The sequence below is a fragment of the Pseudomonas sp. H2_D02 genome (assembly GCF_054677635.1).
Genome location: NZ_CP162816.1, coordinates 904,475 through 931,330 on the forward strand (window position 1 = coordinate 904,475; position 26,856 = coordinate 931,330).

Genomic DNA, 26,856 nt, shown 5'->3' on the forward strand with positions numbered 1-26,856 from the left:
CGCCATGCGTCCTGCCCGTGCCTTGATCGACCTCCAAGCCCTGCGTCACAACTACCAGCTAGCCCGTGAAGTCACGGGGGCCAAGGCCCTGGCGGTGATCAAGGCCGACGCTTACGGGCATGGCGCGGTGCGCTGCGCCGAGGCCTTGCAGGAAACCGCTGACGGTTTCGCGGTGGCGTGCATCGAAGAAGCCCTGGAGCTGCGGGCCGGTGGGATTCGCGGGCCGATCCTGCTGCTGGAAGGTTTCTTCGAGGCCGATGAACTTGCCTTGATCGTTGAGCACGACTTCTGGTGCGTGGTGCATGCATTGTGGCAGCTCGAAGCGATCGAGCGCGCGACGCTGGGCAAGCCGATCACGGTCTGGCTCAAGCTCGATTCGGGCATGCATCGGGTCGGCCTGCACCCGGACGATTTCCAGCCGGCGTATCGTCGTCTGCTGGCCAGTGGCAACGTGGCGAAGATCGTGTTGATGAGCCACTTCGCCCGCGCCGATGAATTGCATGACCCTAGCAGCCTGCAACAATTGGCAGTATTCGAGCAGACCCGCCAGGGCTTGATGGCAGAGGTCAGCCTGCGCAACTCGCCAGCGGTGCTGGGCTGGCCGCAGATTCCCAGCGACTGGGTGCGGCCCGGCATCATGCTGTACGGCGCGACGCCTTTCGAAGAAGCCAATGCCGTTGCTTCACGCCTGCAACCGGTCATGACGCTGGAATCGAAAATCATCAGCGTGCGTGAACTTCCCGCCGGCGAGCCCGTGGGCTATGGCGCGCGCTTTGTCACGGCGCAACCGACCCGGGTCGGCGTGGTCGCCATGGGGTACGCCGACGGCTACCCGCGCCAGGCGCCCAACGGCACGCCGGTACTGGTGGATGGGCAGCGTAGCCAACTGGTCGGGCGGGTATCGATGGACATGCTGGCCGTGGACTTGACCCATATTCCCCAAGCCGGGCTTGGCTCAACCGTGGAGCTGTGGGGCAAGAATGTCCTCGCCAGTGACGTTGCGAAGGCTGCCGACATGATCCCCTACCAGATTTTCTGCAACCTGCGACGGGTGCCAAGGCTCTATTCCGAGCTCTGACCCCCAGCGTGACCTACCGAAAGTCGCTTCACCGCACAGGATTCGGGCCAAGGTGTTGTAAATACTGAACGCTGTCGCCATGATAACGCTCACTTTACACATAACCTGATTCCCTGGAGGCTCCAGCATTGGACGTCGGTGAACGACTGCAATCCATTCGTAAACTCAAAGGCCTTTCCCAGCGTGAACTCGCCAAGCGCGCGGGCGTCACCAACAGCACCATTTCGATGATCGAGAAGAACAGCGTGAGCCCCTCGATCAGCTCGCTGCGCAAGGTCCTTGGCGGGATTCCCATGTCCATGGTCGAGTTTTTCTCCGAAGAAATCCTCCAGGAGAAACCGACCCAGATCGTCTACAAAGCCAACGAACTGATCGACATCTCCGACGGCGCCGTGACCATGAAACTGGTGGGCAGGGCGCATCCGAGCCGGGCGATTGCCTTCCTGAACGAAATCTACCCGCCCGGCGCAGATACCGGTGACGAGATGCTCACCCATGAAGGCGAAGAGACCGGAATCCTGGTGGAAGGGCGGTTGGAATTGGTAGTCGGCGCTGAAACCTTCGTGCTGGAGGCGGGCGACAGCTACTATTTCGAAAGTACCAAGCCCCATCGTTTCCGTAATCCGTTCGACGTGCCTAGCGCGACTGATCAGCGCAGCCACACCGGCCAATTTCTAGACGAAGAGGCGCCGAACCCGCAGGGCAAAGGCGCTCGAAGGTTGGGCTGGCATGACAAACAAGACCCTTGCGACTTTGGGGTTGTTTCGGAGTGACAGGCTTACCGCTATACTTGCGCCCGCCTGCAAACCGTGGCCGCAGGCGTGACTAGCCACCATTGAGGGTGTACGCGTGAACCTAATTATGAAAATGCTGGCTGCACCAGCAACCGTATTGGCCCTATGGGCTGCGAGCGCTCAAGCGGCGCCGACCGATGATATCGCCAAGCGCCTTGAACCCGTCGGCCAGGTTTGCGTCCAGGGCAAGGAATGCAAGGGCATGGAAGTGGCTGCCGCGGCGGGTGGCGCTGGCGGTGCCAAGGCGCCAAAAGACGTCATCGCCAAACATTGCAACGCTTGCCACGGTACCGGCCTGCTGGGCGCTCCGAAAATCGGTGACAAGGCTGCCTGGAAAGAACGCGCCGACCACCAGGGCGGCCTTGACGGCATCCTGGCGAAGGCCATTACCGGGATCAATGCCATGCCGCCTAAAGGCACCTGCGCCGATTGCACCGATGATGAACTCAAAGGCGCCATCAAAGAGATGTCCGGCCTGTAACAGGCATTCATCTTCCGCAAAAAAGCCGCTTACGAGCGGCTTTTTTGTGCCTGGGATTTTTTCCGGACTGGTCATCGCAACCAAGACCCGGCAAGCTCGGTCCAACCCACATTCATGGAATGTCCCGGAGGGTCGGATGGTGCAGTTGTGTTCAATCGAACAGGCGGTGGATGACGTACTCGAGCGTCTGCCCGCGCATATCCACCTCGGCATGCCCCTGGGGCTGGGCAAGCCCAACCTGTTCGCCAACGCGCTTTACCAGCGCATTGCGCAAATGCCCGAGCGACAGCTGACTATTTACACAGCACTGAGCCTGGGTCGGCCGAGCTTGGGCGACGGGCTGCAGAAGCGCTTCCTCGAGCCCTTTGTCGAACGGGTCTTCGGTGATTATCCAGAACTCGATTACCTCGCCGATCTGCAGCGCGACAGCCTGCCGGCCAATATTCGCGTCCAGCAATTCTTCATGCAGCCCGGCAGTCTTCTGCACAGCGCTTCGGCCCAGCAGGACTATGTCAGCAGCAACTACAGCCACGCCGCCCGGGATATCAATGGGGCTGGCTTGAACCTGATCGCGCAACTGGTGGCGAGCGACCCGGAACATCCGGATCGCTTGAGCCTGAGCTGCAACCCGGACATCACCCTGGACCTGTTGCCGATGATCGCCAAGCGGCGCGAGGCGGGGGAAACCATTCTCATGGTGGGCCAGGTCCACAGCGATTTGCCCTACATGCCCGGCGATGCGGAAATCGGCATTGATGGCTTCGACCTGTTGATCGATGAGAAGGACAGCCACACGTTGTTCTCCACGCCGAACATGCCGGTGGGTTTCCAGGATCACTTGATCGGCCTGCACGCCAGCACCCTGGTGCGCGATGGCGGTACGTTGCAGATCGGCATCGGCTCCATGGGCGACGCGTTGACGGCGGCGCTGTTGGCGCGCCAGGCCGATAACGCCGGTTACCAGGCCCTGCTGGCGGACGTGAACCTCAGCCAGTGGGCGCAGTTGATCGAGCGCGAGGGTGGGGTCGAGCCTTTCGCCAAAGGGTTGTACGGTTGCAGTGAAATGTTCGTCAACGGTTTGCTGGTGCTGGCGGAGGCCGGGATTATCCGGCGCAAGGTCTACCCCGACGAACCGACCCAGGAACGGACCATCGCCGGAACCCTCGACGAAGCGGCGCAACCCGACGGCATCTGCATCCACGGCGGGTTCTTCCTCGGCCCGCGCAGTTTTTACCAGCGCCTGAGGGAGTTGCCGCAGAGCCGCCTGCTCGAATTCAACATGACCCGCATCAGCTACATCAACGAGCTGTACGGCCAGGAACCGCTCAAGCGCTTGCAGCGCCTCGATGCGCGTTTCATCAACACGGTCTTCACCATGACCCTGATGGGCGCCGGAGTGGCGGACCAGTTGGAAGATGGGCGGGTGCTCAGCGGTGTAGGTGGGCAGTACAACTTCGTCGCCCAGGGCCATGCGCTGGTAGGGGCGCGCTCGATCCTGCTGTTGCGCAGCTGGCGGGAGTCGGGCGGGGTGGTCAGTTCGAATATCGTCTGGGAATACGGCCATTGCACGATTCCCCGGCACCTGCGAGACATCGTGGTGACCGAGTACGGCATCGCCGACCTGCGAGGCAAGACCGACGCGGCGGTGATCGAGGCGTTGCTGAATATCAGCGATTCGCGCTTCCAGCCCGGCCTGATCGAGCAGGCACAAAATGCCGGTAAATTACCGAAGGATTTTCGACTTGATCCACGGTTCGCCGACAACACGTCGGAGCGTCTGCAGGCGATCCAGGCGCGGCATCCCAACCTTTTTCCGGAATACCCGCTGGGCTGTGATTTCGATGGGATCGAGCGCGACTTGTTACGGGCGCTGAACTGGCTAAAGAGCAAATTCAAGCTCACCGAGATCCTGGACCTTGGCAAGGCCGCCCTGGATGCGCCGGAGCCCTGGGAATATGCCGGGCATCTGGAGCGGATGCAGTTGACGAATCCCGAGGGGCTGAAGGAGGAGTTGTATCAGCGGCTGTTGCTGGCGGGGCTCAAGGCGACTGCGCCTTAACGGCCGATCCACCCCCTGTGGGAGCGAGCTTGCTCGCGATAGCGGTGTATCAGTTACCCGAAATGTGTCTGACAGGCCGCTATCGCGAGCAAGCTCGCTCCCACAGAGGGTAGGGCGTGATCAGTCGATAAAGGTCACGACCCCACCCGCCAGCGACTTCACCCGAGCCAACGACTCGACGCGATAGCCCTGGGCATCCAATTCCGCGCGGCCGCCCTGGAACGACTTCTCGATCACGATCCCCAGCCCGGCGACGGTGGCGCCAGCCTGCTTGATGATGGAGATCAGCGCCTGGGAGGCTTTGCCGTTGGCCAGAAAGTCATCGATGATCAGCACCCGATCGCTGCTGGTCAGGTGGCGCGGGCTGATGGCGACGGTGCTTTCGGTCTTCTTGGTGAACGAATACACGGTGGCCGACAGCAGGTTTTCCGTCAGGGTCAGGGACTGTTGCTTGCGGGCGAAGATCACCGGCACGCCAAGGTTCAGCCCGGTCATGATTGCGGGGGCAATGCCCGAGGCTTCGATGGTGACGATCTTGGTGATGCCCGAATCCTTGAACAGTTCGGCAAACTCATCGCCGATCAGCTTCATCAACTGCGGGTCGATCTGGTGGTTGAGAAACGCATCGACCTTCAGGACCTGGTCGGACAGCACAATGCCTAGCTCGCGGATTTTCTGGTGCAGGGCTTCCATGAAGCCTCCTCTGATGACGCGTTCAGCGCCTGAAGTCGTTGAGAAAAAGTAGTCTAGCGCTTCAACATCGCGCGTATATCCGCCAGGGCATTGTTGCCGCGAACGGCTTTGACTTCCGTCGGCGTGTCGTCGTTGCCTTCCCAGGCGAGGTCGTCCGGCGGCAGCTCATCGAGAAAGCGGCTGGGGGCGCAGTCGATCACTTCGCCGTACTGCTTGCGCTTGGCGGCGAAGGTGAAGGCTAGCGTCTGGCGCGCTCGGGTAATGCCGACGTAGGCCAGGCGCCGTTCTTCTTCAATGGTGTCGGCCTCGATGCTGGAGCGGTGCGGCAGGATTTCTTCTTCCATGCCCATGATGAACACATAGGGAAACTCCAGGCCCTTGGAGGCGTGCAGCGTCATCATCTGCACCCCTTCGGCGCCGTCTTCCTCTTCCTGCTGGCGTTCGAGCATGTCCCGCAGCACGAGCTTGCCGATGGCGTCCTCGACGGTCATGTCGCCGTCTTCGTCTTTTTCCAAGGTGTTCTTCAACGCCTCGATCAGGAACCAGACGTTGCTCATGCGGTAGTCGGCAGCCTTGTCGCTGGAGCTGTTGGTGCGCAGCCAGTTCTCGTAGTCGATGTCCATGACCATGCTGCGCAGCGCCGAGATCGGATCTTCCCCGGCGCATTGCTCGCGGACCTTGTCCATGAAGCGCTTGAAGCGCGCCAGGCGGTCGGTGAAGCGGCTGTCCAAATGTTCGCCCAGGCCGATTTCGTCCGTGGCGGCGTACATCGAGATCTTGCGCTCGGTGGCGTAGTTGCCGAGTTTCTCCAGGGTGGTCGAGCCGATTTCCCGGCGCGGCACGTTGATCACCCGCAGGAAGGCGTTGTCGTCGTCCGGGTTCACGATCAGGCGGAAGTAGGCCATCAGGTCCTTCACTTCCTGGCGGCCGAAAAAGCTGTTGCCCCCCGACAGGCGATAGGGAACCTGGTGATGCTGCAGTTTCAGTTCGATCAGCTTGGCCTGGTAGTTACCGCGGTACAGGATTGCAAAATCGCTGTACGGCCGATCGGTGCGCAGATGCAGGCTGAGGATTTCCATGGCCACGCGCTCGGCTTCGGCGTCTTCGTTGCGGCAACGGATCACGCGGATTTCGTCGCCGTGGCCCATCTCGCTCCACAGTTGCTTTTCGAACTCGTGGGGGTTGTTGGAAATCAGCACGTTGGCGCAGCGCAGGATGCGGCTGGTGGAGCGGTAGTTCTGCTCCAGCATCACCACTTTGAGCGACGGATAGTCTTCCTTGAGCAACATCAGGTTTTCCGGCCGCGCGCCGCGCCAGGCATAGATCGACTGGTCGTCGTCGCCCACCACGGTGAACTGGTTGCGTTTGCCGATCAGCAACTTCACCAGCAGATACTGGCTGGCGTTGGTGTCCTGATATTCGTCCACCAGCAGGTAGCGGACCTTGTTCTGCCATTTTTCAAGAATGTCGGCGTGGTCCTGGAACAGCTTGACCGGCAGCAGGATCAGGTCGTCGAAGTCCACCGCGTTGAACGCCTTGAGCGTGCGCTGGTAGTGGGCGTAGACGATGGCGGCGGTCTGCTCCTTGGGATTGCGGGCATTTTCCAGGGCTTCGGGTGGCAGGACCAGGTCGTTTTTCCAGGCGCCGATCATGTTCTTGATCTCGTCGACGCCGTCGTCGCCCGAGTATTCCTTCTGCATGATGTCGGTCATCAGGGCCTTGACGTCGGTCTCGTCGAAAATCGAGAAGCCCGGTTTGTAGCCCAGCCGCGCGTGTTCCTTGCGGATGATGTTCAGGCCCAGGTTGTGGAAGGTGCAGACGGTCAGGCCGCGGCCTTCGCCGGCGCGCAACAGGCCACCGACCCGCTCCTTCATTTCCCGGGCGGCCTTGTTGGTGAAGGTCATGGCGACGATGTACTGGGCGCGGATGCCGCAGTTCTGGATCAAATGCGCGATCTTGCGGGTAATCACGCTGGTCTTGCCGGAGCCTGCACCGGCGAGCACCAAAAGAGGGCCGCCGACATAGTTCACGGCTTCTTGCTGCCGGGGATTGAGTCGGGACATGACAGAGTCAGGGAGTCGTTTGCGAAATGGGCCGGCATTTTAACAGGCTCTGAGAATTGTGCTGCCCTGTCCGACTTGTGACGCTGTCCATCATCTCCATTTGCCGCTTTTGTCACTTTCCCTCAGGATGCGGACAGAATTTAGGTCTAACGTTCGTTTTTGGATGAATAAACGCTCAAAAGCGGGTGTTTGAGAACCATTGGCATTGGTGATTGCCCTTCGGCGAGTCATAATGCCCCGCGCCTACCACCTTGCAGAGTCTAGGGAGTCAGCTTGTCTACGCCTGTCGAACCCTTGCGTTTGCTGTTGTTGGCCGAAACGCCTGAGTGGTCTGCGATGTTGCGCGAGTGCCTGGCGCCCATGGGAGCCTCGGTCGTGTTGATCAGCGCTCCGAGCTGGGAATCGGTCAGCAGCCTGTTCGAAGACAACCGCAACGCGGTGCTGCTGACTGTTGCGTCCCTGCAGCCGGCGCCGGGTCGCTGTCGTCTGCCGACGGTCCTGTTGCTGGAGCATGAGCCTTCGACTTCCCCGGATGGTGTCAGCGATTGGTTGGTGCGTGATGTTCTTGACGAGGCGACGTTGCGCCGTTGCCTGCGCCATGTGCGCGAGCGGGGGGTGCTGGAAAATACCCTGCAACGACTCGCCGAACAGGACCCGCTGACCGGCATCGCCAACCGTCAGGGCTTCCAGACCCTGCTGGCGGCGCGCCTGGCTGAAAACGAAGGTCGTGGCCTGGCGCTTGGTCACCTGGACCTCGATAATTTTCGTCACGCCAACGACGCGTTGGGGCATCAGGCCGGTGATCGGCTGATCCTGCAAGTGGTCTCGCGGCTCAAGGGCTCGCTTGAGGCCGGTGATCAACTGGCGCGGCTGGGCAGCGACGAGTTCGCCCTGCTGATCGACACCCGCCGTGCGCCGCAGCGCGCGGAGTGGATGGCCGAACGCATCACCGAGGCCATGGCCGAACCCTACTGGGTGGATGGCGAAAGCCTGTTGATCGGTTGCAGCCTGGGTATCGCCCATGCCCGCGCCCAGGCCGGTGCCGATCCCTTGATGTGGCACGCCCACATCGCCATGCAGCAAGCCAAGAGCACACAAGGCTGCACGTTTCATATCTTCAATGAACGCATCAATCGCAATGCCCGCAGCCTCGCCGACTTGGAAAGCGAACTGCGCCGGGCGCTGCGTCGCGATGAACTGGAGTTGCACTACCAGCCCCGGTTGAACCTTGATGGCGGCCATATCGTCGGCCTCGAAGCGCTGGTGCGCTGGCGTCACGGCGAGCGTGGCCTGCTGCCACCGAGTGAATTCGTGCCGCTGGCCGAGCAGAGCGGCTTGATCGTGCCGTTGGGTTACTGGGTGATTTCCCGGGCACTGCGGGATATGCAGGATCTGCGCGAACGCGGGCTGGCGCCGCTGCACATGGCGATCAACCTGTCATTCCGGCAGTTCCAGGACAGCCAACTGCTGCCGACCCTGAGTCGATTGATCGCCGAGCGGGGCGTCGAGGCCCAGTGGCTGGAGTTCGAACTCACCGAAACCGCCGTCATGCGCCGCAGCGAACTGGTCAAGCAGACCATGGATGCGCTGGGGCGCCTGGGGGTACGGTTTTCCCTGGACGACTTCGGCACCGGGTTCTCATCGTTCGTACACCTCAACAGCCTGCCGATCGCCTTGCTCAAGATCGACAAGAGCTTCGTCGGCGGCATGGAGCAGCGCGAAGAGAACCGCAAACTGGTGCACGCGATGATCAACCTGGCCCATAACCTCAACCTGGAAGTGGTCGCCGAAGGTGTGGAAACCGCTGAACAACTGGACCTGCTGCGTGGCTTCGGTTGCGATCAGGTGCAGGGGTTCCTGATCAGCAAGCCGTTGCCGCTGGGGGAGTTGGTGGAATACCTGACGTTCGGGGGGGATCAGCAGTCCACGCACGAAATCGTGGTCTGACTCCTTTCCCTTGTGGGAGCGAGCTTGCTCGCGATAGCGGTGTGTCAGTCAAAATCGATGTGACTGAACTATCGCCATCGCGAGCAAGCTCGCTCCCACAGGGGATGGTTTCATTTGGCCGGGATGGCTTCGAAACCGGGCTGCCCCGGCTCACGGCGAATCATCCGCTTCATCTTCCATTCGAACGCCAGCGTCAGGCTCACCGCCGCGCAGGCCAGCCCGAGGGCCAGGCCCCACCAGACGCCAGTTGGCCCCCAGTGCAAATGGAACGCCATCCACCACGCGGCTGGCGCGCCAATTAGCCAATAGCAACCCAGCCCCACCAGGAACGTAGTCTTGGCGTCTTTCAATCCGCGGATACAACCCATGGCAATGGTTTGCGTGCCGTCGAACAGTTCGAACCAGGCCGCCACGGCCAGCAGGCTCACTGCCAGGTTGATCACTTCGCGGAACGCCGGGTCGTTATGGTCCAGGAACAAGCCGATCAGTTGGTGAGGCAACAACCAGAACACCATGGCGAACGCCAGCATCGCCGCCGCGCCGAAGCCAATCCCGACTCGCCCGGCCAGTCGCGCCATTGGCAGTTGGCCGGCGCCGTAGTGCTGGCCGATGCGCATGGTGATGGCGTACGACATGCCCGCCGGCACCATGAACGCCACCGAGACGATTTGCAGCGCGATCTGATGGGCCGCCAGTGGCGTGCTGCCCATGGTGCCCATGCAGAGGGCGGCGAAGGCGAACAGCCCGACTTCCACCGCGTAGGTGCCGCCAATCGGCAGGCCGAGGCGCCACAATTCCTTGAGGTACTGGCGATTGGGCCGTGACAGGCCAGCGAGCAATGGATAGGCCCGGTAGGCCGGGTGCCGGTGGATGTGCCACGCCAGCGCCAGGGCCATGCTGTTGGCGACGATGGCCGTCACCAGGCCGATCCCCATCAAGCCGAGTTTCGGCAAGCCGAACATGCCGGTAATGAGTGCGTAATTGAGCAGGAAGTTGGCCACCGTGCCGCCGAGGCTGATCACCATGACCGGCGTGGCCCTGCCAATGGCGCTGGTGAAACCGCGCAGGGCCATGAAACTGAGGTAGCCGGGCAGGGCGAACGGCAGCGCCAGCAGGAACTGTCCAGCGGACAACACATTGGTTTCGGTCTGGCCGAACATCAACAGCACCGGCTTGAGGTTCCATAACAGCAGGCCCGCCATCAGCGCCATCAGCCAGGCCAACCACAAACCGGCCTGGGTCAGCCGGGTGGCGCCTTCGATGTCGCCCGCGCCCTGGCGGATCGCGACCAGGGTGCCCACCGCCGCGATCACGCCGATGCAGAAAATCGAGACGAATGAATAAGTCGCGGCCCCGAGGCCCCCGCCGGCGAGGGCTTCCGGGCTCAGGCGCGCCATCATCACGGTGTCGGTGAGGACCATCAGCATGTGCGCCAACTGCGAAGCTATCAACGGCCCCGCCAGCCGCAGGATGGCCCAGAGTTCGGTACGCGCTGGATGCTGCATGATCATCACGCTCCATGTTCAACAAGGCAGTAAAGCGTTGATTCTCGGCGCTCGCCGTGGTTTGCACAAAAGGATAAATCCGATTGCTGGCATGATTAAAACTCATGATGGAACGATCTTCTGATAGGGTTCGAAAATCGCTATAGGAGCTTTCCCAATGTCTCGTCGTCTTCCTCCTCTTTATGCATTGCGGGCATTCGAAGCGGCGGCGAGATACAGCTCGTTTACCCGGGCCGCCGAAGAGCTGTCGATTACCCAGAGTGCGGTGAGCCGACACATCCGCACGCTCGAAGATCATTTTGCCTGCCGGCTGTTCCAGCGCAGCGGCCGCAACCTGCAGTTGACCGAAGCGGCGCGCCTGCTGCTGCCGGGCGTGCGGGAAGGCTTCATGGCCCTTGAGCGGGCTTGCCATACGTTGCACGGTGATGACGGCATCTTGCGCATGAAGGCGCCATCGACCCTGACCATGCGCTGGTTGCTGGCACGGTTGAGTCGTTTCCGGCATCTGCAGCCTGGCAACGAGGTGCAATTGACCAGTGCCTGGATGGACATCGACTCGGTGGATTTCAACACCGAACCCTTCGATTGCGCGGTACTGCTGGGTAACGGGCATTTCCCTGGGGATTGGGAGGCCAGTTTGTTGTTCCCCGAGGAATTGATCCCGGTGGGCGCACCGAACCTGTTGAACGATCAGCCTTGGGACGTGGCGCGCCTGGCCAGTGCGGAGCTGCTGCACCCCACGCCGGATCGTCGGGACTGGCGCAATTGGTTGCAGCGCATGGGCCTGGCCGACAAGGTCTCGCTCAAGGGCGGCCAGGTCTTCGACACGTTGGAACTGGGCATGATCGCGGCGGCCCGTGGTTATGGCGTGTCCATGGGCGACCTGTTGATGGTGGCCGAAGACGTCGCCCAGGGGCGCTTGAGCCTGCCATGGCCGACGGCGGTCGCCAGCGGCGAGCACTACTATCTGGTCTGGCCGAAAACCCGGTCGGGCGGTGAGCGCTTGCGTCGGCTCAGCGATTTTCTCCAGGGCGAGGTCAAGGCCATGCAGCTACCCGACGTGGAGCGCCTGGGCTGAATCGCTGAAGCCTTGGCGCCGGTTGTTTGGCATTTATCCTTCCGGATCGCTCAAGTATTAGGGTTTGCTGCCGAATCCGTGGACATAGAACCTTCGTTCAGAAAGGGCCAATTCATACCTTAACGAATAAGATGCCGAGCGTGCGACGTGATCAGGACGATCCGGTCTCTCGGCCAGGAGCCGTCATGTCTCAACCCCGTGCCCGAATCGCCTCACAGCTTGGCCTTGCCCTAGCCGTGATATTGGCGGTCGTGATTTCCGGCAGTACCGTCTTCGCCCTGCGTTCGTTGGACACTGCCAACCTGTCCACCCGTGAAGAGCATCTGGCCAGCGAAGCGCGCCTGATGGCCGACCAGCTCAACACGTTCCACAGCACCTTGCGCGAGAGCACCCAGCGGTTGGCCGGTCTGTTCGAAAAGCGCTTCAGCGCGGGCTTGAGCGTGCATGCGGACCAACCCGTGACGGTGGCGGGCGTGCAGACGCCGGGCTTGAGCCTGGGCGGCGAAGTGTTGAACAACAACTTCAAGGAAGTGGACGACTTCAAGACGATGACCGCCGGGGTGGCCACGGTGTTCGTGCGCAGCGGCGACGACTTCATCCGCATCAGCACCTCGTTGACCAAGCAGGACGGCACGCGCGCGATCGGCACCGTGCTTGACCGCGCCGGCCCGGCTTATGGCCCGGTCATGGCGGGCCAAAGCTACATCGGCCGTGCCTTGCTGTTCGGACGCTACTACATGTCCCAGTACACGCCTGTGCGCGACAGCGGCGGCAAGATCATCGCCGTGTTGTACGTAGGCTTCGACTACACCGATGCGCAGAACGCCCAGTTCGAAAACCTCAAGCGCTTCCGTATCGGCCAGACCGGCTCCTTGGCGTTGCTGGACGAGCAAAACAAATGGCTGGTGCCGCCAGCGGGCGTGCAGGCGCTGGACAAGGCCACCGCGACCATCACCGACCTGGTCAAGAAACCAGGCAAAGGTGCGTTCTGGGAAGACACCGCGGAAGATTTCTACAGCGTTGCCGTGCCGTTTGAAGGTGGGCCGTGGGCGGTCGTGGCGAGCATGCCAAAAGCCGAGATTCGTGCCGTGACCTGGAGCGTCGGCACGCAACTGGCAATTGGCAGCCTGCTGGCGATGTTGTTGGCGGTCGGCTCGGCGATGTGGTTGTTGCGCAGCAAACTGGCGCCGCTCGGGGATCTGGTGCGCCAGGCCGAAGCGCTGGGCGCCGGCGACTTGAGCGTGCGCCTGAACGTGTCGAGCCATGATGAAATCGGCCAACTGGCCCGTGCCTTCAACCAGATGAGCCAGGCCTTGTCGACCATGGTCGAGCACATCCGCAAAGCCTCTCAGGAGGTCAACAGTCGCGCCCAGGCGCTGTCCGGCTTGTCCAGCGGCGCGTATGAGGGGATGGAGCAGCAGTCCGGTGAAATCACCAGCATGGCGGGCGCGGTTGAAGAGTTCAGCGCCACGTCCTTGGACATTGCCGACAACATGGGCAATACCCAGCGCCTGGCCCAGGAAAACGCCCAGCAAACCAAGATCGGTCGCACGTCGATGGACGAGGCTTCATCGTCGCTGGAGCAGATAGCTGGCGCGTTGAACAGCACGGCCACGGTCATCAACACCCTGGGCCAGCGTTCCCAGGAAATCGGCGGCATCGTTGGCGTCATTACTTCCATCGCCGAGCAAACCAACCTGCTGGCCCTGAACGCCGCCATTGAAGCTGCCCGCGCGGGTGAGCAGGGCCGTGGTTTCGCCGTGGTGGCCGATGAAGTGCGCAGCCTGGCCTCCCGCACTCGGCAGGCGACCGATGAAATTTCAGGGATGATCCAGAGCATCCAGCAGGAAACCGGCAACGCCATCAGCACCATGGAACAGGGCAACCTGTTGATGCAGGAAGGCCTGTCGCGCAACGCCAACGTCGCCTCGGCCCTGGCGCGTATCGATGAGCAAAGCCGCTCCGCCGGCCAGCAATTCGCGGCGATCACCACCGCCACCCAGGAGCAGAGCAGCACCGCGACGTTGCTCAGCAGCAACCTGCAAAGCATTGCCATGGCCAACAGCGAGCAACGGGAAGTGGTTTCGAACCTGGCGATCACCGCCAAGGAACTGGAAACCCTGGCGCAAGACCTGCGCAAAGAGGTTGATCGGTTCCGCTGAAGCCTCTGCAACCAGCGCGAGCAAGCTCCCCTGAGATCAGTGTGGGGGAGCCTGCTCGCGAAGGTGGCGTTCCAGCCACTTCTCTACTCGCTGACCCACCGCTTTCGCGAGCAAGCCCGCTCCCACGAGGGAGTTTGCGGCGAACATCTTCTGGCGGCCGCCCCGGAATTAGTGTGGGAGCGGGCTTGCTCGCGAAAGCGGCTTTCCAGCCACATCCCTGCCCACTGACCCACCGCCTTCGCGAGCATGCCCGCTCCCACAGAAGCTCCATTCGTGTGAACTTTACTTTTTAAGGAAATTGCTGTTTTTAAGCTTGCTGAAACGTTTCTTCAAGTCTATAAAAACCGCACAACTCCAATAAAAGGTCACGTCCATGACTCCGTTCAAACTCCTCGTTACCCTTGGCGCCCTGGGCGCTGCCTCCCATGCCCTGGCTTGGGATTACGTCCTGTTGGACACCGATAAAGCTGCCCAGCCCTGGAAAATCACCAGCGAACAGCTAGGCGTGAAAACCGGCAAGCCGTTCTCCGTGACGATGCGCACCCTGCACGGCGGTCGGCAGGAAGGCGTCAGCATCGTCGACATCGACAACGGCGCCCTGAAGCTCTCGGTCGTCCCGACCCGAGGCATGAACGTGCTGCAGGCTTCTGTCGGCAATGTGCGCATGGGTTGGGATTCGCCAGTCAAGGAAGTGGTCAATCCAGCCTTCATCGAACTCAACGGCCGCGGCGGCCTGGGCTGGCTGGAAGGTTTCAATGAACTCGTCACGCGCTGTGGCTACGAATGGGTTGGCCATCCGGGCATGGACAACGGCGAGCTGCTGACCCTGCATGGTCGCGCTGCCAATATTCCAGCCAATAAGGTCACCCTGCACATCGATGAAAAACCGCCCTACGCCATCACCCTGCGAGGCGAGTTGAAGGAGCAGGCGTTCAAGAAAGTCGATTTCTCGGTCCAGACCGAACTGGTCACCGAGCCTGGCAGCGTGACCTTCGCGCTCAACGACACGCTGACCAACAACGGCGATTACCCGAAGGAATACCAGGCGCTCTACCACAGCAATTTCAGCACCCCCTTCCTGGAACAGGGCGCGCGTTTCGCAGCGCCGGTCAAGCAAGTCTCGCCATTCAATGACAAGGCCAAGGGCGACCTGAAAGATTGGACAACCTATCGAGCCCCCACCAAGGATTACGACGAAACCGTCTACAACGTCGTGCCTTACGGCGATGCCAAGGGCGACACGTTGACGGTGCTGCACAACAAGGCCGGCAGCCTTGGCGTCTCGGTGGGCTTCAACACGGCCACGCTCCCGGTGTTTTCCCTGTGGAAAAATACCGATACCCAAGGCCAGGGCTACGTGACCGGGCTTGAGCCGGGCACCAGCTTTTCCTACAACCGCCACTACCAGCGCCCGCTGGGGCTGGTGCCGACCATCGCCCCGAAAGAGCGCAAGCAGTTCCAGATCCACTACAGCCTGTTGGCGGACAAGGCGGCGGTGGACAAGGCCCTCAAGCGCATCGACGACATCCAGGGCGATCGCAAAACCGAAGTGCGGGATGCGCCGTTGGTGGACCTGAGCAAACCATAAGCTGTTTCAGGCCGTGGTCGGCCGATACTGCAGCGCTTCGGCCAGGTGTTCCCGGCTGATCCGCTGCACATGCTCAAGGTCGGCCAGGGTCCGGGCGACCTTGAGCAGGCGATGAGCGGCTCGCAACGACAGGGTCAGTCGTTCGCAGGCGGTTTCCAGCCAGGCTTCGTCGGCGGTGGAGAGTTTGCAATGCTGGCGCAAGCCCGGCAGGTCCAGGAATGCATTGGCGCAACCTTGGCGTATTTGCTGGCGCTCCCGGGCTTCGGCCACCCGCTCGGCCGCGGTGGCCGTGTCGCCACCGGGTTCGCCTTTCGGATTCAGCGCCGTGGCCTCCCGTGCAACGGTCAGGTGCAGGTCGATGCGATCAAGCAAGGGGCCGGACAGTTTATTGCGGTAACGCTGCACCATGTCGGGCGTGCAGGAGCAACGGCCACTGGGCTCGCCGAGGTATCCACAGGGACAGGGATTCATTGCCGCGACCAGTTGGAAGCGCGCCGGGAAGCGCACGCGGTCGCGGGCTCGGGAAATCACAATGTGACCGGACTCCAATGGTTCCCTCAGCACTTCTAGCACCTTGCGGTCGAACTCCGGCAGCTCATCCAGGAACAGGACACCATGGTGGGCGAGGGTGATTTCCCCCGGTTGTGGCTTGGATCCGCCGCCTACCAGCGCAGGGCCGGAAGCCGAGTGATGCGGCTGGCGAAACGGACGTTGCGGCCAATGGCTCAACGGCACGCAGCTGGCCACCGACTGGATGGCTGCGACCTCCAGGGCCTCGCTTTCGGCCAGTGGCGGCAACAGCCCTGGCAAACGGCTCGCCAGCAGAGTCTTGCCGGTGCCCGGTGGGCCGCTGAACAACAGGTTATGAGCGCCCGCTGCGGCGATCAGTAGCGCGCGCTTGGCACCTGCCTGCCCTTGGACTTCGCTGAGATCGGGGTACGGCCTGCTGGCCGAGAGCAGCCCGTTGGAAACAAAGGGCTCGACGGGTGTGTGGCCGTTGAAATGCGCCACCGCTTCGAGCAGATGATCCACGGCGATCACTTTCAACCCCGAGGCCAGGCAGGCCTCCTCGGCATTCGCTCGCGGCACCACCAGCATCCGCCCGGCCGCGCGTGCCGCCAGTGCTGCCGGCAGAACGCCGCGTACCGGTCGCACGGCGCCGGACAACGCCAGCTCACCGAGGCACTCGACGTCGTCCAGCATCAGCGTTGGCACCTGCACGCTGGCGGACAGGATGCCAAGGGCAATCGCCAGGTCGAACCGCCCGCCGTCCTTGGGCAGGTCTGCCGGCGCGAGGTTGAGGGTGATGCGTCGTGCCGGGAAATTGAGTCCCGAATTGATGATCGCGCTGCGCACCCGGTCCTTGCTTTCCTTCACTGCTGCCTCTGGCAGACCGACCATCGTCAGTGACGGCAAGCCATTGGCCAGATGAACTTCAACGGTAACGGCGGGAGCCTCCACCCCCACCTGGGCGCGGCTGTGGACAATGGCGAGCGACATGAAGCGGTCCTTGAGACGAATAGGGTGCCGCGTCCTGCGGCTCTTGAAGATTAGTCGGCGAAAGCAGCGCGGGAGCTGCAATTGGAAGGGGAAATCTTCGCAGGATATTACCGAGGCGCCGGCGCCATCTCAGGATGAACGTGGCCCGGGCGAGGCCTCTGCTAAGCTGGATTTTGTCTGATCGGCACCGGGCGGGATCAACGCACAGAGAGGATGTGACCCATGGACGATCTGTTGGCGTTGTTGACCGACAAGCGCTTCATGCCCCACGGGCATTGCTACATGTGGCGGCCTGACCTGCTGTGGACCAATGTGATCGCCGACGGTTTGATCACCCTGTCCTACGTCACCATCCCCTTCACCCTCCTGTACTTTATCCACAAGCGCAAGGACGTACCGTTTGATTGGATGCTGGCGGCCTTTGGAGTGTTTATCCTGGCCTGCGGGACCAGCCACGTGATGGAGATCCTGACCATCTGGCAGCCCTATTACTGGCTGTCGGCGCTGGTCAAGGTGATCACCGCGATTGCCTCGGTGATTACCGCGATCCTGCTGGTCCGGCTGGTACCGGCAGCCCTGAAGATCCCCAGCCCGCAGCAATTGGCCAGGGTCAACGACGAGTTGCGCGAGGCGCAGGCCGAACTGGTCACGACGGCGCGCCGGGCCGGCATGGCGGAAATTGCCACCAACGTGCTGCACAACGTGGGCAACGTGCTCAATAGCGTGAATGTGTCAGCCCAGGTCCTGTACGAGAAGGTGCATACGTCCAAGGGGCCATCGGTGGCCAAAGTCGTCCAGCTGATGAAGGAGCATCCCGATGACCTCGGTGACTTCATCAGCAGCGACCCGAAGGGGCGCGCGCTACCCGATTATCTCGACAAGCTGGCCGACGCGCTGGCAATCGAGCAACAGGGCATGATCGCCGAGCTGGCGCAGTTGACCCGCCGGATCGACCACATCAAGGAAATCGTCGCCACCCAGCAATCCTATGCCGGCAACGCCAGCGTACTGGAACCGGGCTCGTTGCGAGAGCTGGTCGAGGACGTCGTGCGCATTTGCGATGTGTCCCTGGCCCGCCACCACATCACACTGATCAAGGAATTCAGTGATATCCCGCAAATGCCGCTGGACAAGCACCGAGTGCTGCAGATCCTGGTCAATCTGATCAACAACGCCAAGCAGGCGCTGGACGCGGGAGCGAACCGGCCGCCGCAGATTGTCCTGCGCCTGAAGGTCGTTGACGAGGGGCGCGTGCGGGTCGAGGTCGAGGACAATGGCGAGGGGATTTCTCAGGACAATCTTGCGCGGGTGTTCGAGCACGGCTTCACCACGCGTGTCGACGGTCACGGTTTTGGCCTCCACAGCTGCATTCTGGCTGCACATGAGATGGGCGGCGATCTGATCGTGCAGAGCGCCGGGCCGGGCAACGGCGCACTGTTTACCCTGGAGCTGCCGCTGGCACTGACCCCGGACCCATCTCAGCGGGCGGCGGATGGTTGATAGGTCCTACACCTCCCTCAGCAATTGATCGGCGATACGAATACTCAACGCGGCACCTGTCAACGTGGGGTTCACGCAGGACGATGACGGCATCACGCTGGTGCCGGCGATAAACAAGTTGGCGTGGTCGTGGCTGCGGCAGTCGCGGTCGACCACTGAATTTTTCGGATCGTCGCCCATGATCGTGGTGCCCATGATGTGCTGACGGTTCTGGAAGTTGACGTCGGTACTGACGATGTCGGCGTCGAGCAGGTGGGCGAACTGCTTGAGGTCCTCCAGGGCCTTTTCCTTGCCTGCGTGCCAGTAGTCGGGAACGCTGTAGTAGATCTCCGGTACCGGCAGGCCAATCGCGTCGAAGCGAGTCTTGCTCGGGGTAACGCGGTTTTCCGGCAGCGGCAGGGTTTCGAAGTCCACCGCCCAGTTCAGCGAGCGCGCCGACTGCAGGCGGATCTGTTCGTCGAGCCTGGAGCCCAGCACACCCTTGGCGATCAGGTTGGTGGTGATCTGCGAGGTTGGCACCGTGTTGCGAACCTTGATCTTGTAGCTCGGGTAGTCCTTGCGGAATGCGCCGTCGCGGCTGTTCAGGTAGACCAGCAACTGGGTCGGTCCCTCGCCGGGCCACATGTCCTCCTTGGCCATCACGTTCATGCTCACCCCGGTGTGGTCCATCAGGTTGCGGCCGACCTGATCGGAAGTATTGGCGATGCCATTGGGGTATTTCTCGGACGTGGACATCAACAACAGCTTCGGCGATTCGATGCCATAGGCCGCCAGCACGAAGTACCGGGCGGTCAGGCGATGCTGGGTCTTGTCCGGGCGCATGTACCAGATCGCGGTGATCTTGCCGTCGTTGCCGGCCTCGATCCTGTAGACCACCGAGTTGTCCAGGACCTTGGCGCCATGGCGCTCGGCCTCGTCGATATGCATCGAGCCGTCGTATTTGGCGGCAATCGGACAGACCGGGTTGCAGTTGTTGTTGCCCGCGCATGGCGGGCGCTTGCCATAGGGGCGGGTGGCGCGGCCATTGGGTTCGAGGATCGGATTGTAGCCGCCCTTGCTCAACAGGCTCGAGAGGCGCTTGAACATATAACTCGGCTTCAGGCCTTCCATTGGGTAGGGAATCGAGCGCGGTGGATAGGCCGCGCCGCCCTGGCCGCTCTCATCCTGGCCGTCGACCCCGGACACGCCCAGCTCGGTCTCGGCGCGGGCGTAGAAGGGTTCCAGTTCGTCATAGCTGATCGGCCAGTCGCGCCCGCGCCCGTAGAGGGAGTTGAGGCGGAAGTCATTGGGCAGCATGCGCCACAGCGAGGAACCGAAGTGCCAAGTGGTGCCGCCGACCACGCGCAAGTAGGAAGTGTTGTACTTCACTGGGCCGACTTGCTGCAGATAATCGCCGTAGGTGGAAGGTGCATGAGGCAGGCTCGGATAGGGCGAACCGGCGCCTTGCAACTTGGCATTGGCCAGTGAGAGCTTGACCGGCGCATTGCGGAAGGTCTCGACGATATCGCGGCGGTTCACCCGAGGACCTGCTTCGAGGACGATCACGGATTTGTTCGCCTTGGCCAGTTCGCTGGCAATCAAGCCACCCATAACGCCGGAGCCGATGACGACGACATCGGCATCGTAAACAACGCTGCTCATAGTTTGAAATCCTGGGTGTCGGCTGGCTTGGCGCCCCAGGAGTCGGGGCCACCGCCGTAGGTTGGGATGATGAGGATGCCGTGGGTCGGGCGATACATCAGCGCCTCGGAGTAGCTGATCAGTTCGGCATCGGCGAGCTCGCCGACGATGCCCAAGTACCAGGCCGAGATGATGCTGGTCGCGGTCGCCTTCAGCGATACGTCAGGGCTGACCTGGGCCAGGTATTCATCCACATGCTTGAAGCCCTGCTCGTCGATCAACTGTCTGAGGGCGCCGACATTACCGCTGAAGTTCGGTGCGCGTCGGCTCAGGGCGCGGTAGTAACGTGCCGCCAGGACCGGGTTGACCGGGCGGCTGGTGAGGAATTGCGACAGGGTGATAAAGTCCCGGTCGTCCTCGGCCGTGGCCATCGCTGATTGCCAGGGGCCGAGGCCACTGACCAGGGCCGCCAGGCCCAGTGTGACCGAACCGCGCAGCAGGCTGCGGCGGGAGAACCCGTCGGTAGGGGCAGATGAAATGGGCATGTGCTTGTCCGTCATCGAAGTTTCCATTGCTCAGGCCTCCTGTCGCTGGCGACGAGTCTTGCGTCTGTAAAGCGCCAGGAGGATCAGCAGGCCGAGCACGATCATTGCCGGTACGCTGTACCCTGCCAGCATGGCAATAGGGGCCTTGGGTCCACCTTCACGTACCTGCGCCACATCGGCGGCGGTCACGCTCAGTCCGGCATTGCCATAGCGGGACAGGACATAGTTGCTGACATCGGCGATCTGTTGGTCGTCGAGACGATCAGTGAACAGCGCACCTGGACCGAAGGCCGGCATATCGATTGCCACACCGTCGACTTCGCGATGCACGCCGTAGACGATGGTTGCGATCAGGTTGTCGCGGCGGCTGGTCGCGGTGTTGTGAAACAGCGATGGATACTCGCGAGTGCCCTGGCCATTGGCTTGGTGACAGTTGGCGCAAGTGCCGCTGAAGATGTGCCAGCCTGGATTGTCTTGCGGATTGCCGCCGCGCAGGTTGAGTTCGTCGTTCGAGGCCTGGCCGAAGGTATGGCGGGCCTGTTGCTCGCCGGTAGCAATCGGTGTGGTCTGCAGCAGGTAGGCCGCGATGGCCTTGAGATCATCTTCGCCAAGGTACTGCAGGCTGTTCTCGACCGCTTCTGCCATGGGTCCGGCAGCTTGCGCCTTGCCCTCTACATGGCCGCTGCGCAGGTAGGCAACGAGCTCATCGCTCGACCAGTCCCCAATCCCGCTGGTCTTGTCCGAGGTGATGTTTGGTGCATACCAAGCGCCCAGCGAGCCACCGGAAAGCGCTTTTTCATTATCCGCTGCCATCAGGGCATTGCGCGGGGTATGGCAGGTGTCGCAGTGGGCCAGCGCATTGACCAGATAGTCGCCTCGATTGACCTGCGCGGACTTGCCCGGATCTGCCACGAAGCGTTTCGGGCTATGGAACAGGGCGTTCCAGCCGAGCATCGCGGCGCGGATATTGAACGGGAAGTCGAGCTCGGTCTTGGGACTGGGTGTGTCCACCGGTGCCACCTCTTCCATGAAGTACTGGTACAGGGCGGCGACGTCGCTGTCGGTCATCTTTGCGTAGGAGGTGTAGGGCATCGCCGGGTACAGGCGGGAGCCGTCCGGGGTCACGCCATCGCGCACGGCGCGGGCGAAGTCTGCCTGAGTGTATTGGCCGATGCCGGCGGTCCTCGAAGGGGTGATGTTGGTCGAATAGATGACGCCCATTGGCGAGTTGAGTGGATAACCGCCGGCAAAGGGCTTGCCGCCGATGGCGCTGTGGCAGGCCACGCAATCGGCTGCCACCGCCAGTCGCTTGCCTGGGGAGGCGTGGGTGTCGAGCGTCTCGCCGTGGGCCGTCAGGCAGACCGTCATCAGGGCCAGACACCCTGCGAGCATATTCCTCACGAGCTTCGCCTTGCGCACGTCGGGCAATGGCTGGGCCATCCTCTGCGGATGCATGTGTAACTCCTCACGGTTGGGTTTCGACGCGCGTTTTTTGATTTTCTATTAATAACGCTTCCATGTCGTACGATGTCTTACGTTGCGATAAATATTTCACATGCTGTAACATTTCTCAATGAGTATGGCCAAGGGCCATTATTTATTTTTTCTTTACTAGAGCTCTAAGTCGGGCATTTCAGAAAGTTGTCAGCCCATGTCGTCGTGAGCGTGATGGGCAGGTAAGCAAGGAGATTGCTCCATCCAGCTTGAGGATGAACTGGGCGTTTTGCTTGTATGTTTGTGATGTTGTACGACGTCTTGATCAAAAAACAGCCAGTCATCCGCTCGCGGCGCCTGGCCGTCAGGGCGGGCTCAAGTGGCGATGGAATCCGGACACAGGCCCTTTACCTGGCGTTATGCGGGGCAGGGAAATGCACACATGACGGGTGCTGCTCGATCAGCACCCATGAGGATCAACCGATGAACTGGCTCAATGACGCAAAATTTTCGACCAAACTGATCACCTCGTTTTTTCTCTGCGCGCTGATCACGCTCGCCGTAGGCATGCTTGGCGTCAGTGGTGTTTCCGCGCTGTCGGCACGTCTGCAGGCGGTGTTCAACAACAACCTGGTCTCGGTGGCCAACACGTCGCAGACCAAGACCAAGGCGGTCGGCCAGTCGCGCGACCTGTACCGGTTATATGTCGCGACTGCCGGCAATGCTCCGCAGAGCGTGAAGGATGAGTTTCTCGCTTCGATGAAAGCCAATCAGTTGGCCAGCGAAAAGGCTTTCGCCGATTACCGCAAAGGCCACCTGGCTGAAGACGAGCGCATCGCCGGCGACCAGATGGCTCGCGACTGGCCGGTCTACCAGGCCATGGTGCAGCGGTACGTCGCGATGATGGCGGCTGGCGACCTGGAGAACGGTCGCACCCTGCTGCTGGGTGACCTGCAGAAGACCTATCGCAAGGTGATGGACCAGTTGACCCTCATGATCGACTCCAATGATCGCCAGATCGGTGAAGACGCCAAGGCTGCCACACAGCAGGAGGTCACGGCCAAGACCGTGTTGTATAGCGGCATCGTCGTGGCGTTTATCGCCGCGCTGCTGCTGGGCGTGTTTATCAGCCGCCTGATCAGTCGACCGATTGCCGTGGCGGTCGATTGCGCACAACGCATCGCCCAGGGCGACCTCACTCAGCACATCACCAGCAACAGTCGCGACGAGGCCGGCCAGTTGCTCAAGGCGCTGGGCGATATGCAGGCGAGCTTGAAGACCACCATCCAGCAGATTGCCAGCGCTTCGGACCAGTTGGCTTCCGCCGCTGAGGAGCTGACGATGGTCACCGACGATGGCAGTCGTGCCTTGCTCCGACAGAATGATGAGATCCAGCAGGCGGCCACAGCCGTGACCGAGATGACTTCGGCGGTCGAGGAAGTGGCTCGCAATGCCGTCTCCACCTCGCAGGCTTCGCAGTCGACCAGTTCGCAGGCGAGCAATGGACGGGATCAGGCCCGTAGCGCGGTGCAGGCGATCAACAATGCAACCCAGGAAATCACCTCGTCCACCGGGCTGGTCAGGGACCTTGCCGTGCAGGTGCGCGATATTGGCAAGGTGCTGGATGTGATTCGCGGGATCGCTGAACAGACCAACCTGTTGGCGCTCAACGCGGCCATCGAAGCGGCTCGCGCCGGGGAGCAGGGCCGCGGTTTTGCCGTGGTAGCCGATGAGGTTCGCGCCCTGGCGGCGCGCACCCAGGCATCAACCGGTGAAATCGAGAGCATGATCCACTCGGTACAGGATCGTGCCGACAGCGCGGTCGATGCGATGGGCAAGAGCCAGGCGCTGGTGACCGAGACCCAGAGCTTGGCCCGGGCCACTGGCGAGGCGCTGGAGCAGATCGCCGATGGCATCTCGCAGATCAATGACCGTAACCTGATGATTGCCACGGCTTCCGAGGAGCAGGCCCATGTGGCCCGCGAGGTCGATCGGAACCTGGTGAATATCCAGGATCTCTCGACCCAGACTGCCGCTGGGGCGAACCAGACCAATACCTCGAGCCAGGAGCTGTCCAGCCTGGCCCTGTCATTCAATACGCTGGTCGGCCGTTTCCGTCTCTGACCCCTTGGGGTGATACGCCTGGGCTGCCAGGCGTATCACGTCGGCTCGCGGCCCAATGTCCGTGGCGCACCTGGCAATGATCCGGGGCTTTTTATTCCTGTGTCGGAGCCAGTCGCGCTTCCAACTCGGCGACCTTGGCTTCCAGGCTTTCGAGCCGCGCCCGAGTCCGGGCCAGCACGACCATCTGGCTGTCGAATTCCTCCCGGCTGACCAGGTCCAGCTTGCTGAAGCCGCTTTGCAGCAAGGCCTTGAACTGGCTTTCGATTTCGCTTTTGGGCAGCGGCGTGTCGCCACTCAACAGGCGGGAGGCATGGCCGCTCAGGGCGTCGAGGAGGTCTTTGGGCGCAAGCATGGCAGGTGTCCTGGAAAACAATGGCGGGCAGTGTATCACGCAGTGTCTATAGTCAATTCGCCAGGCAGGGATGCACGCTTTTCGCGCACAGGGCCGGGCGCTGTCGCACCGTTGTTGTGCGTATCGTTGCGCTTCGTGGCCCGACACCGCCGCATGCAACGGGTAAGGGGTTGAAATCAGGAGGGTTGGGCACAGATGGCAAGGTTTCTGCTTAGAGGCTGATGACCCATGCACTGATGCAGTCGCTGTGACGAATGCAGTGCAGCAGGCGAAACGGGGAGTTTCGTCAGGATCGGTTAACTGGCACCTGTCGGGCAACTTGGGCCGACGACGCGTTACAAAGCCAGGCACTGCGCTTAGACTTGAGTCGGGTTTGTTTTCCTGGGGCAAGTCCACCAATTCGGGAGAAAGTTTCATGAAGCTAGTCACTGCCATCATCAAGCCGTTCAAGTTGGACGACGTGCGCGAGTCGTTGTCCGAGATCGGCGTGCAGGGCATTACCGTTACTGAGGTCAAAGGCTTCGGTCGGCAGAAAGGTCACACCGAGCTGTATCGCGGCGCGGAATACGTGGTCGATTTCCTGCCCAAGGTGAAGATCGACGTCGCCATTGACGACAAGGATCTTGACCGGGTGATCGAGGCAATCACCAAGGCCGCCAACACCGGCAAGATCGGTGACGGGAAGATCTTTGTGGTCAATCTGGAACAGGCTATCCGCATCCGTACCGGCGAAACCGATACCGACGCCATCTAAGCCGCCAAACCCAACGCCCCAGGAGAAAACAATATGACTCTGCGTAAATTCGCAGGGCTAGGAGCCCTGTTGTCCTTCGCAATGCCTGGCCTGGCCATGGCAGAAGAAGCGGCAGCCCCCGTCCTGAACTCCGGCGACACCGCCTGGATGCTGACGGCCACGATTCTTGTACTGTTCATGACCATTCCCGGCCTCGCCCTGTTCTACGGTGGCATGGTCCGGTCGAAAAACCTTCTTTCCGTGATGATGCAGTGCTTTGCCATTACCGGTCTGATCAGCGTCCTGTGGGTCATCTATGGCTACAGCATCGCGTTCGACACCACCGGCATGGAGCAGGGCGTCGTCAACTTCAATTCCTTCATCGGTGGCCTGGGCAAAGCTTTCCTGGCCGGCGTCACGCCAGCGAGCTTGACCGGCCCGGCGGCGCTGTTCCCTGAGGCGGTGTTCATCACCTTCCAGATGACCTTCGCCATCATCACTCCGGCCCTGATCGTCGGCGCGTTTGCCGAGCGGATGAAGTTCTCCGCCATGCTGATCTTCATGGGCGTGTGGTTCACCCTTGTGTATGCGCCGATTGCGCACATGGTCTGGTCCGGTAACGGCGGCCTGCTGTGGGACTGGGGTGTGCTGGACTTCGCTGGCGGCACCGTGGTGCACATCAACGCCGGTATCGCAGGCCTGGTGGCGTGCCTGGTGTTGGGCAAGCGCAAGGGCTTCCCGACCACGCCAATGGCGCCGCATAACCTGGGTTACACCCTGATGGGCGCGGCCATGCTGTGGGTCGGCTGGTTCGGCTTCAACGCCGGTTCCGCCGTTGCCGCCAACGGCACCGCCGGCATGGCGATGCTGGTCACCCAGATCGCTACCGCCGCGGCGGCGCTGGGCTGGATGTTTGCCGAGTGGATCACCCATGGCAAGCCAAGCGCACTGGGCATTGCCTCGGGCGTGGTGGCCGGCCTGGTCGCCATCACTCCCGCTGCTGGCACCGTGGGCCCGATGGGCGCCCTGGTTATCGGCCTGGCGGCCGGTGTGGTGTGCTTCTTCTGCGCCACCACCCTCAAGCGCAAACTTGGCTATGACGACTCCCTGGACGCCTTCGGCGTGCATGGCATCGGCGGTATCCTCGGCGCGATCCTGACCGGCGTGTTCGCCGCTCCGGCCCTGGGCGGCTTCGGCACCGTGACCGATATCGGCGCGCAAGTGTGGATTCAATTCAAGGGCGTGGCGTTCACCGTGGTCTACACCGCGATCGTCACCTTCATCATCCTCAAGGTACTGGACGCCGTCATGGGTCTGCGCGTCTCCGAGGAAGAAGAAGCCGTGGGCCTGGACCTGGCCCAGCACAACGAGCGCGGTTACAACCTGTAAGCAGCGCATAAAAAAAATGCCCGGTTCGCCGGGCATTTTTTTGTCTGGAATTTGTCATTGCTCACAGGGCGTGCTGGTTTTTCCGACGCCTTTTGTTGTGTATGCGACGTGGGTTTTTCTACCGCCAAAGGCTTACATGGGGGCAAGAATATTAGGCCCTTTGTTTTTTCCCAGAGCGCGCTAGAATGCGCGCCGAACGTGCGGAGATCTG

At 61.7% G+C, this 26,856-nt stretch carries 20 protein-coding genes and 1 pseudogene; 13 read left to right on the forward strand and 8 right to left on the reverse strand.

Translation table 11 applies throughout. From position 1 onward, the window contains the following. The first annotated feature begins 4 nt into the window (after window positions 1-4). The 4 genes and pseudogenes from alr (at window position 5) to AB4N42_RS04060 (ending at window position 4,412) form a co-directional block, all read left to right on the forward strand. Window positions 5-1,078 (forward strand): alanine racemase, encoded by a 1,074-nt coding sequence (gene alr, locus AB4N42_RS04045; RefSeq protein ID WP_460115898.1) that lies wholly within the window; start codon window positions 5-7, stop codon window positions 1,076-1,078. 128 nt (window positions 1,079-1,206) lie between these two features. Further along, window positions 1,207-1,756, forward strand: a pseudogene (locus AB4N42_RS04050) (cupin domain-containing protein). A gap of 183 nt (window positions 1,757-1,939) precedes the next feature. Further along, on the forward strand, window positions 1,940-2,353 hold the full coding sequence (locus tag AB4N42_RS04055) for a c-type cytochrome (RefSeq protein ID WP_309475726.1): 414 nt from the start codon (window positions 1,940-1,942) through the stop codon (window positions 2,351-2,353). A 136-nt stretch (window positions 2,354-2,489) separates the two neighbouring features. Continuing rightward, a complete protein-coding gene (locus AB4N42_RS04060) occupies window positions 2,490-4,412 on the forward strand; it encodes an acetyl-CoA hydrolase/transferase C-terminal domain-containing protein (protein ID WP_460115899.1) in 1,923 nt (640 codons plus the stop codon). 120 nt (window positions 4,413-4,532) lie between these two features. On the opposite strand, the gene AB4N42_RS04065 is transcribed toward AB4N42_RS04060, so the two are convergent. Further along, window positions 4,533-5,105 carry a xanthine phosphoribosyltransferase gene (locus tag AB4N42_RS04065; RefSeq protein WP_030138190.1) on the reverse strand — a complete coding sequence of 191 codons (573 nt, stop codon included), beginning with the start codon at window positions 5,103-5,105 and terminating at the stop codon, window positions 4,533-4,535. 53 nt (window positions 5,106-5,158) lie between these two features. After that, a complete protein-coding gene (gene rep, locus AB4N42_RS04070) occupies window positions 5,159-7,168 on the reverse strand; it encodes a DNA helicase Rep (RefSeq protein ID WP_030138189.1) in 2,010 nt (669 codons plus the stop codon). A gap of 273 nt (window positions 7,169-7,441) precedes the next feature. Here rep and AB4N42_RS04075 point away from each other — a divergent pair, with 273 nt between their 5' ends. Next, the gene (locus AB4N42_RS04075; protein ID WP_460115900.1) at window positions 7,442-9,115 is read left to right on the forward strand and encodes a putative bifunctional diguanylate cyclase/phosphodiesterase; all 1,674 of its coding nucleotides are present in this window, start codon (window positions 7,442-7,444) and stop codon (window positions 9,113-9,115) included. Window positions 9,116-9,225: 110 nt separating this feature from the next. Here the strand turns inward: AB4N42_RS04075 and AB4N42_RS04080 are convergent, their stop codons facing one another. Then, entirely contained in the window at window positions 9,226-10,620 is a 1,395-nt protein-coding gene (locus AB4N42_RS04080) for a NorM family multidrug efflux MATE transporter (protein ID WP_033864411.1), read from the reverse strand. On the opposite strand from AB4N42_RS04080, the gene AB4N42_RS04085 reads away from it, so the two are divergent. The 4 genes from AB4N42_RS04085 (at window position 10,619) to AB4N42_RS04100 (ending at window position 15,448) form a co-directional block, all read left to right on the forward strand. Continuing rightward, window positions 10,619-10,744 (forward strand): hypothetical protein, encoded by a 126-nt coding sequence (locus AB4N42_RS04085; RefSeq protein WP_460115901.1) that lies wholly within the window; start codon window positions 10,619-10,621, stop codon window positions 10,742-10,744. The two genes, AB4N42_RS04080 and AB4N42_RS04085, sit on opposite strands and share 2 nt — an antisense overlap. 33 nt (window positions 10,745-10,777) lie before the next feature. Then, a complete protein-coding gene (locus AB4N42_RS04090; protein ID WP_030138186.1) occupies window positions 10,778-11,698 on the forward strand; it encodes a LysR substrate-binding domain-containing protein in 921 nt (306 codons plus the stop codon). A 185-nt stretch (window positions 11,699-11,883) separates the two neighbouring features. After that, window positions 11,884-13,860 carry a methyl-accepting chemotaxis protein gene (locus AB4N42_RS04095; RefSeq protein ID WP_460115902.1) on the forward strand — a complete coding sequence of 659 codons (1,977 nt, stop codon included), beginning with the start codon at window positions 11,884-11,886 and terminating at the stop codon, window positions 13,858-13,860. A 373-nt stretch (window positions 13,861-14,233) separates the two neighbouring features. Next, window positions 14,234-15,448, forward strand: a complete 1,215-nt coding sequence (locus tag AB4N42_RS04100; RefSeq protein ID WP_198797541.1) for an aldose 1-epimerase family protein — start codon at window positions 14,234-14,236, stop codon at window positions 15,446-15,448. A gap of 6 nt (window positions 15,449-15,454) precedes the next feature. On the opposite strand, the gene AB4N42_RS04105 is transcribed toward AB4N42_RS04100, so the two are convergent. Further along, on the reverse strand, window positions 15,455-16,948 hold the full coding sequence (locus AB4N42_RS04105) for a YifB family Mg chelatase-like AAA ATPase (RefSeq protein WP_198797540.1): 1,494 nt from the start codon (window positions 16,946-16,948) through the stop codon (window positions 15,455-15,457). Between the two features lie 222 nt (window positions 16,949-17,170). Between AB4N42_RS04105 and AB4N42_RS04110 the strand changes: the two genes are divergently transcribed. Next, window positions 17,171-18,448, forward strand: a complete 1,278-nt coding sequence (locus AB4N42_RS04110; RefSeq protein ID WP_323154095.1) for a sensor histidine kinase — start codon at window positions 17,171-17,173, stop codon at window positions 18,446-18,448. 6 nt (window positions 18,449-18,454) lie between these two features. On the opposite strand, the gene AB4N42_RS04115 is transcribed toward AB4N42_RS04110, so the two are convergent. From AB4N42_RS04115 to AB4N42_RS04125, 3 genes are read right to left on the reverse strand one after another with little or no spacing between them, the layout of a single operon-like run. Next, a complete protein-coding gene (locus AB4N42_RS04115; RefSeq protein ID WP_323154096.1) occupies window positions 18,455-20,089 on the reverse strand; it encodes a GMC family oxidoreductase in 1,635 nt (544 codons plus the stop codon). Next, entirely contained in the window at window positions 20,086-20,640 is a 555-nt protein-coding gene (locus AB4N42_RS04120) for a sugar dehydrogenase complex small subunit (RefSeq protein ID WP_460115903.1), read from the reverse strand. The genes AB4N42_RS04115 and AB4N42_RS04120 overlap by 4 nt, the downstream gene beginning before the upstream one ends. A 3-nt stretch (window positions 20,641-20,643) precedes the next feature. Beyond that, window positions 20,644-22,068, reverse strand: coding sequence for a cytochrome c (locus tag AB4N42_RS04125; RefSeq protein ID WP_334598510.1), 1,425 nt, complete (start codon window positions 22,066-22,068; stop codon window positions 20,644-20,646). Window positions 22,069-22,530: 462 nt separating this feature from the next. Here AB4N42_RS04125 and AB4N42_RS04130 point away from each other — a divergent pair, with 462 nt between their 5' ends. After that, window positions 22,531-24,171, forward strand: a complete 1,641-nt coding sequence (locus tag AB4N42_RS04130; RefSeq protein WP_460115904.1) for a methyl-accepting chemotaxis protein — start codon at window positions 22,531-22,533, stop codon at window positions 24,169-24,171. 91 nt (window positions 24,172-24,262) lie between these two features. Here the strand turns inward: AB4N42_RS04130 and AB4N42_RS04135 are convergent, their stop codons facing one another. Beyond that, window positions 24,263-24,523: an accessory factor UbiK family protein gene (locus AB4N42_RS04135; RefSeq protein WP_053148583.1), complete on the reverse strand. Its 261-nt coding sequence runs from the start codon at window positions 24,521-24,523 to the stop codon at window positions 24,263-24,265. Between the two features lie 415 nt (window positions 24,524-24,938). On the opposite strand from AB4N42_RS04135, the gene glnK reads away from it, so the two are divergent. Next, window positions 24,939-25,277, forward strand: a complete 339-nt coding sequence (glnK, locus tag AB4N42_RS04140) for a P-II family nitrogen regulator (RefSeq protein ID WP_002555808.1) — start codon at window positions 24,939-24,941, stop codon at window positions 25,275-25,277. 33 nt (window positions 25,278-25,310) lie between these two features. Next, entirely contained in the window at window positions 25,311-26,645 is a 1,335-nt protein-coding gene (locus AB4N42_RS04145) for an ammonium transporter (RefSeq protein ID WP_030138181.1), read from the forward strand. Window positions 26,646-26,856: the final 211 nt, after the last annotated feature.

Coding starts and splice junctions, on each gene's coding strand:
- AB4N42_RS04080 (WP_033864411.1), bottom strand. CDS start 10,620: ATGCAGCATCCAGCGCGTACCGAACTCTGGGCCATCCTGCGGCTGGCG.
- rep (WP_030138189.1), bottom strand. CDS start 7,168: ATGTCCCGACTCAATCCCCGGCAGCAAGAAGCCGTGAACTATGTCGGC.
- AB4N42_RS04055 (WP_309475726.1), top strand. CDS start 1,940: ATGAAAATGCTGGCTGCACCAGCAACCGTATTGGCCCTATGGGCTGCG.
- AB4N42_RS04095 (WP_460115902.1), top strand. CDS start 11,884: ATGTCTCAACCCCGTGCCCGAATCGCCTCACAGCTTGGCCTTGCCCTA.
- AB4N42_RS04135 (WP_053148583.1), bottom strand. CDS start 24,523: ATGCTTGCGCCCAAAGACCTCCTCGACGCCCTGAGCGGCCATGCCTCC.
- glnK (WP_002555808.1), top strand. CDS start 24,939: ATGAAGCTAGTCACTGCCATCATCAAGCCGTTCAAGTTGGACGACGTG.
- AB4N42_RS04110 (WP_323154095.1), top strand. CDS start 17,171: ATGGACGATCTGTTGGCGTTGTTGACCGACAAGCGCTTCATGCCCCAC.
- AB4N42_RS04125 (WP_334598510.1), bottom strand. CDS start 22,068: ATGCATCCGCAGAGGATGGCCCAGCCATTGCCCGACGTGCGCAAGGCG.
- AB4N42_RS04130 (WP_460115904.1), top strand. CDS start 22,531: ATGAACTGGCTCAATGACGCAAAATTTTCGACCAAACTGATCACCTCG.
- alr (WP_460115898.1), top strand. CDS start 5: ATGCGTCCTGCCCGTGCCTTGATCGACCTCCAAGCCCTGCGTCACAAC.
- AB4N42_RS04065 (WP_030138190.1), bottom strand. CDS start 5,105: ATGGAAGCCCTGCACCAGAAAATCCGCGAGCTAGGCATTGTGCTGTCC.
- AB4N42_RS04145 (WP_030138181.1), top strand. CDS start 25,311: ATGACTCTGCGTAAATTCGCAGGGCTAGGAGCCCTGTTGTCCTTCGCA.
- AB4N42_RS04100 (WP_198797541.1), top strand. CDS start 14,234: ATGACTCCGTTCAAACTCCTCGTTACCCTTGGCGCCCTGGGCGCTGCC.
- AB4N42_RS04120 (WP_460115903.1), bottom strand. CDS start 20,640: ATGGAAACTTCGATGACGGACAAGCACATGCCCATTTCATCTGCCCCT.
- AB4N42_RS04060 (WP_460115899.1), top strand. CDS start 2,490: ATGGTGCAGTTGTGTTCAATCGAACAGGCGGTGGATGACGTACTCGAG.
- AB4N42_RS04090 (WP_030138186.1), top strand. CDS start 10,778: ATGTCTCGTCGTCTTCCTCCTCTTTATGCATTGCGGGCATTCGAAGCG.
- AB4N42_RS04105 (WP_198797540.1), bottom strand. CDS start 16,948: ATGTCGCTCGCCATTGTCCACAGCCGCGCCCAGGTGGGGGTGGAGGCT.
- AB4N42_RS04115 (WP_323154096.1), bottom strand. CDS start 20,089: ATGAGCAGCGTTGTTTACGATGCCGATGTCGTCGTCATCGGCTCCGGC.
- AB4N42_RS04085 (WP_460115901.1), top strand. CDS start 10,619: ATGATCATCACGCTCCATGTTCAACAAGGCAGTAAAGCGTTGATTCTC.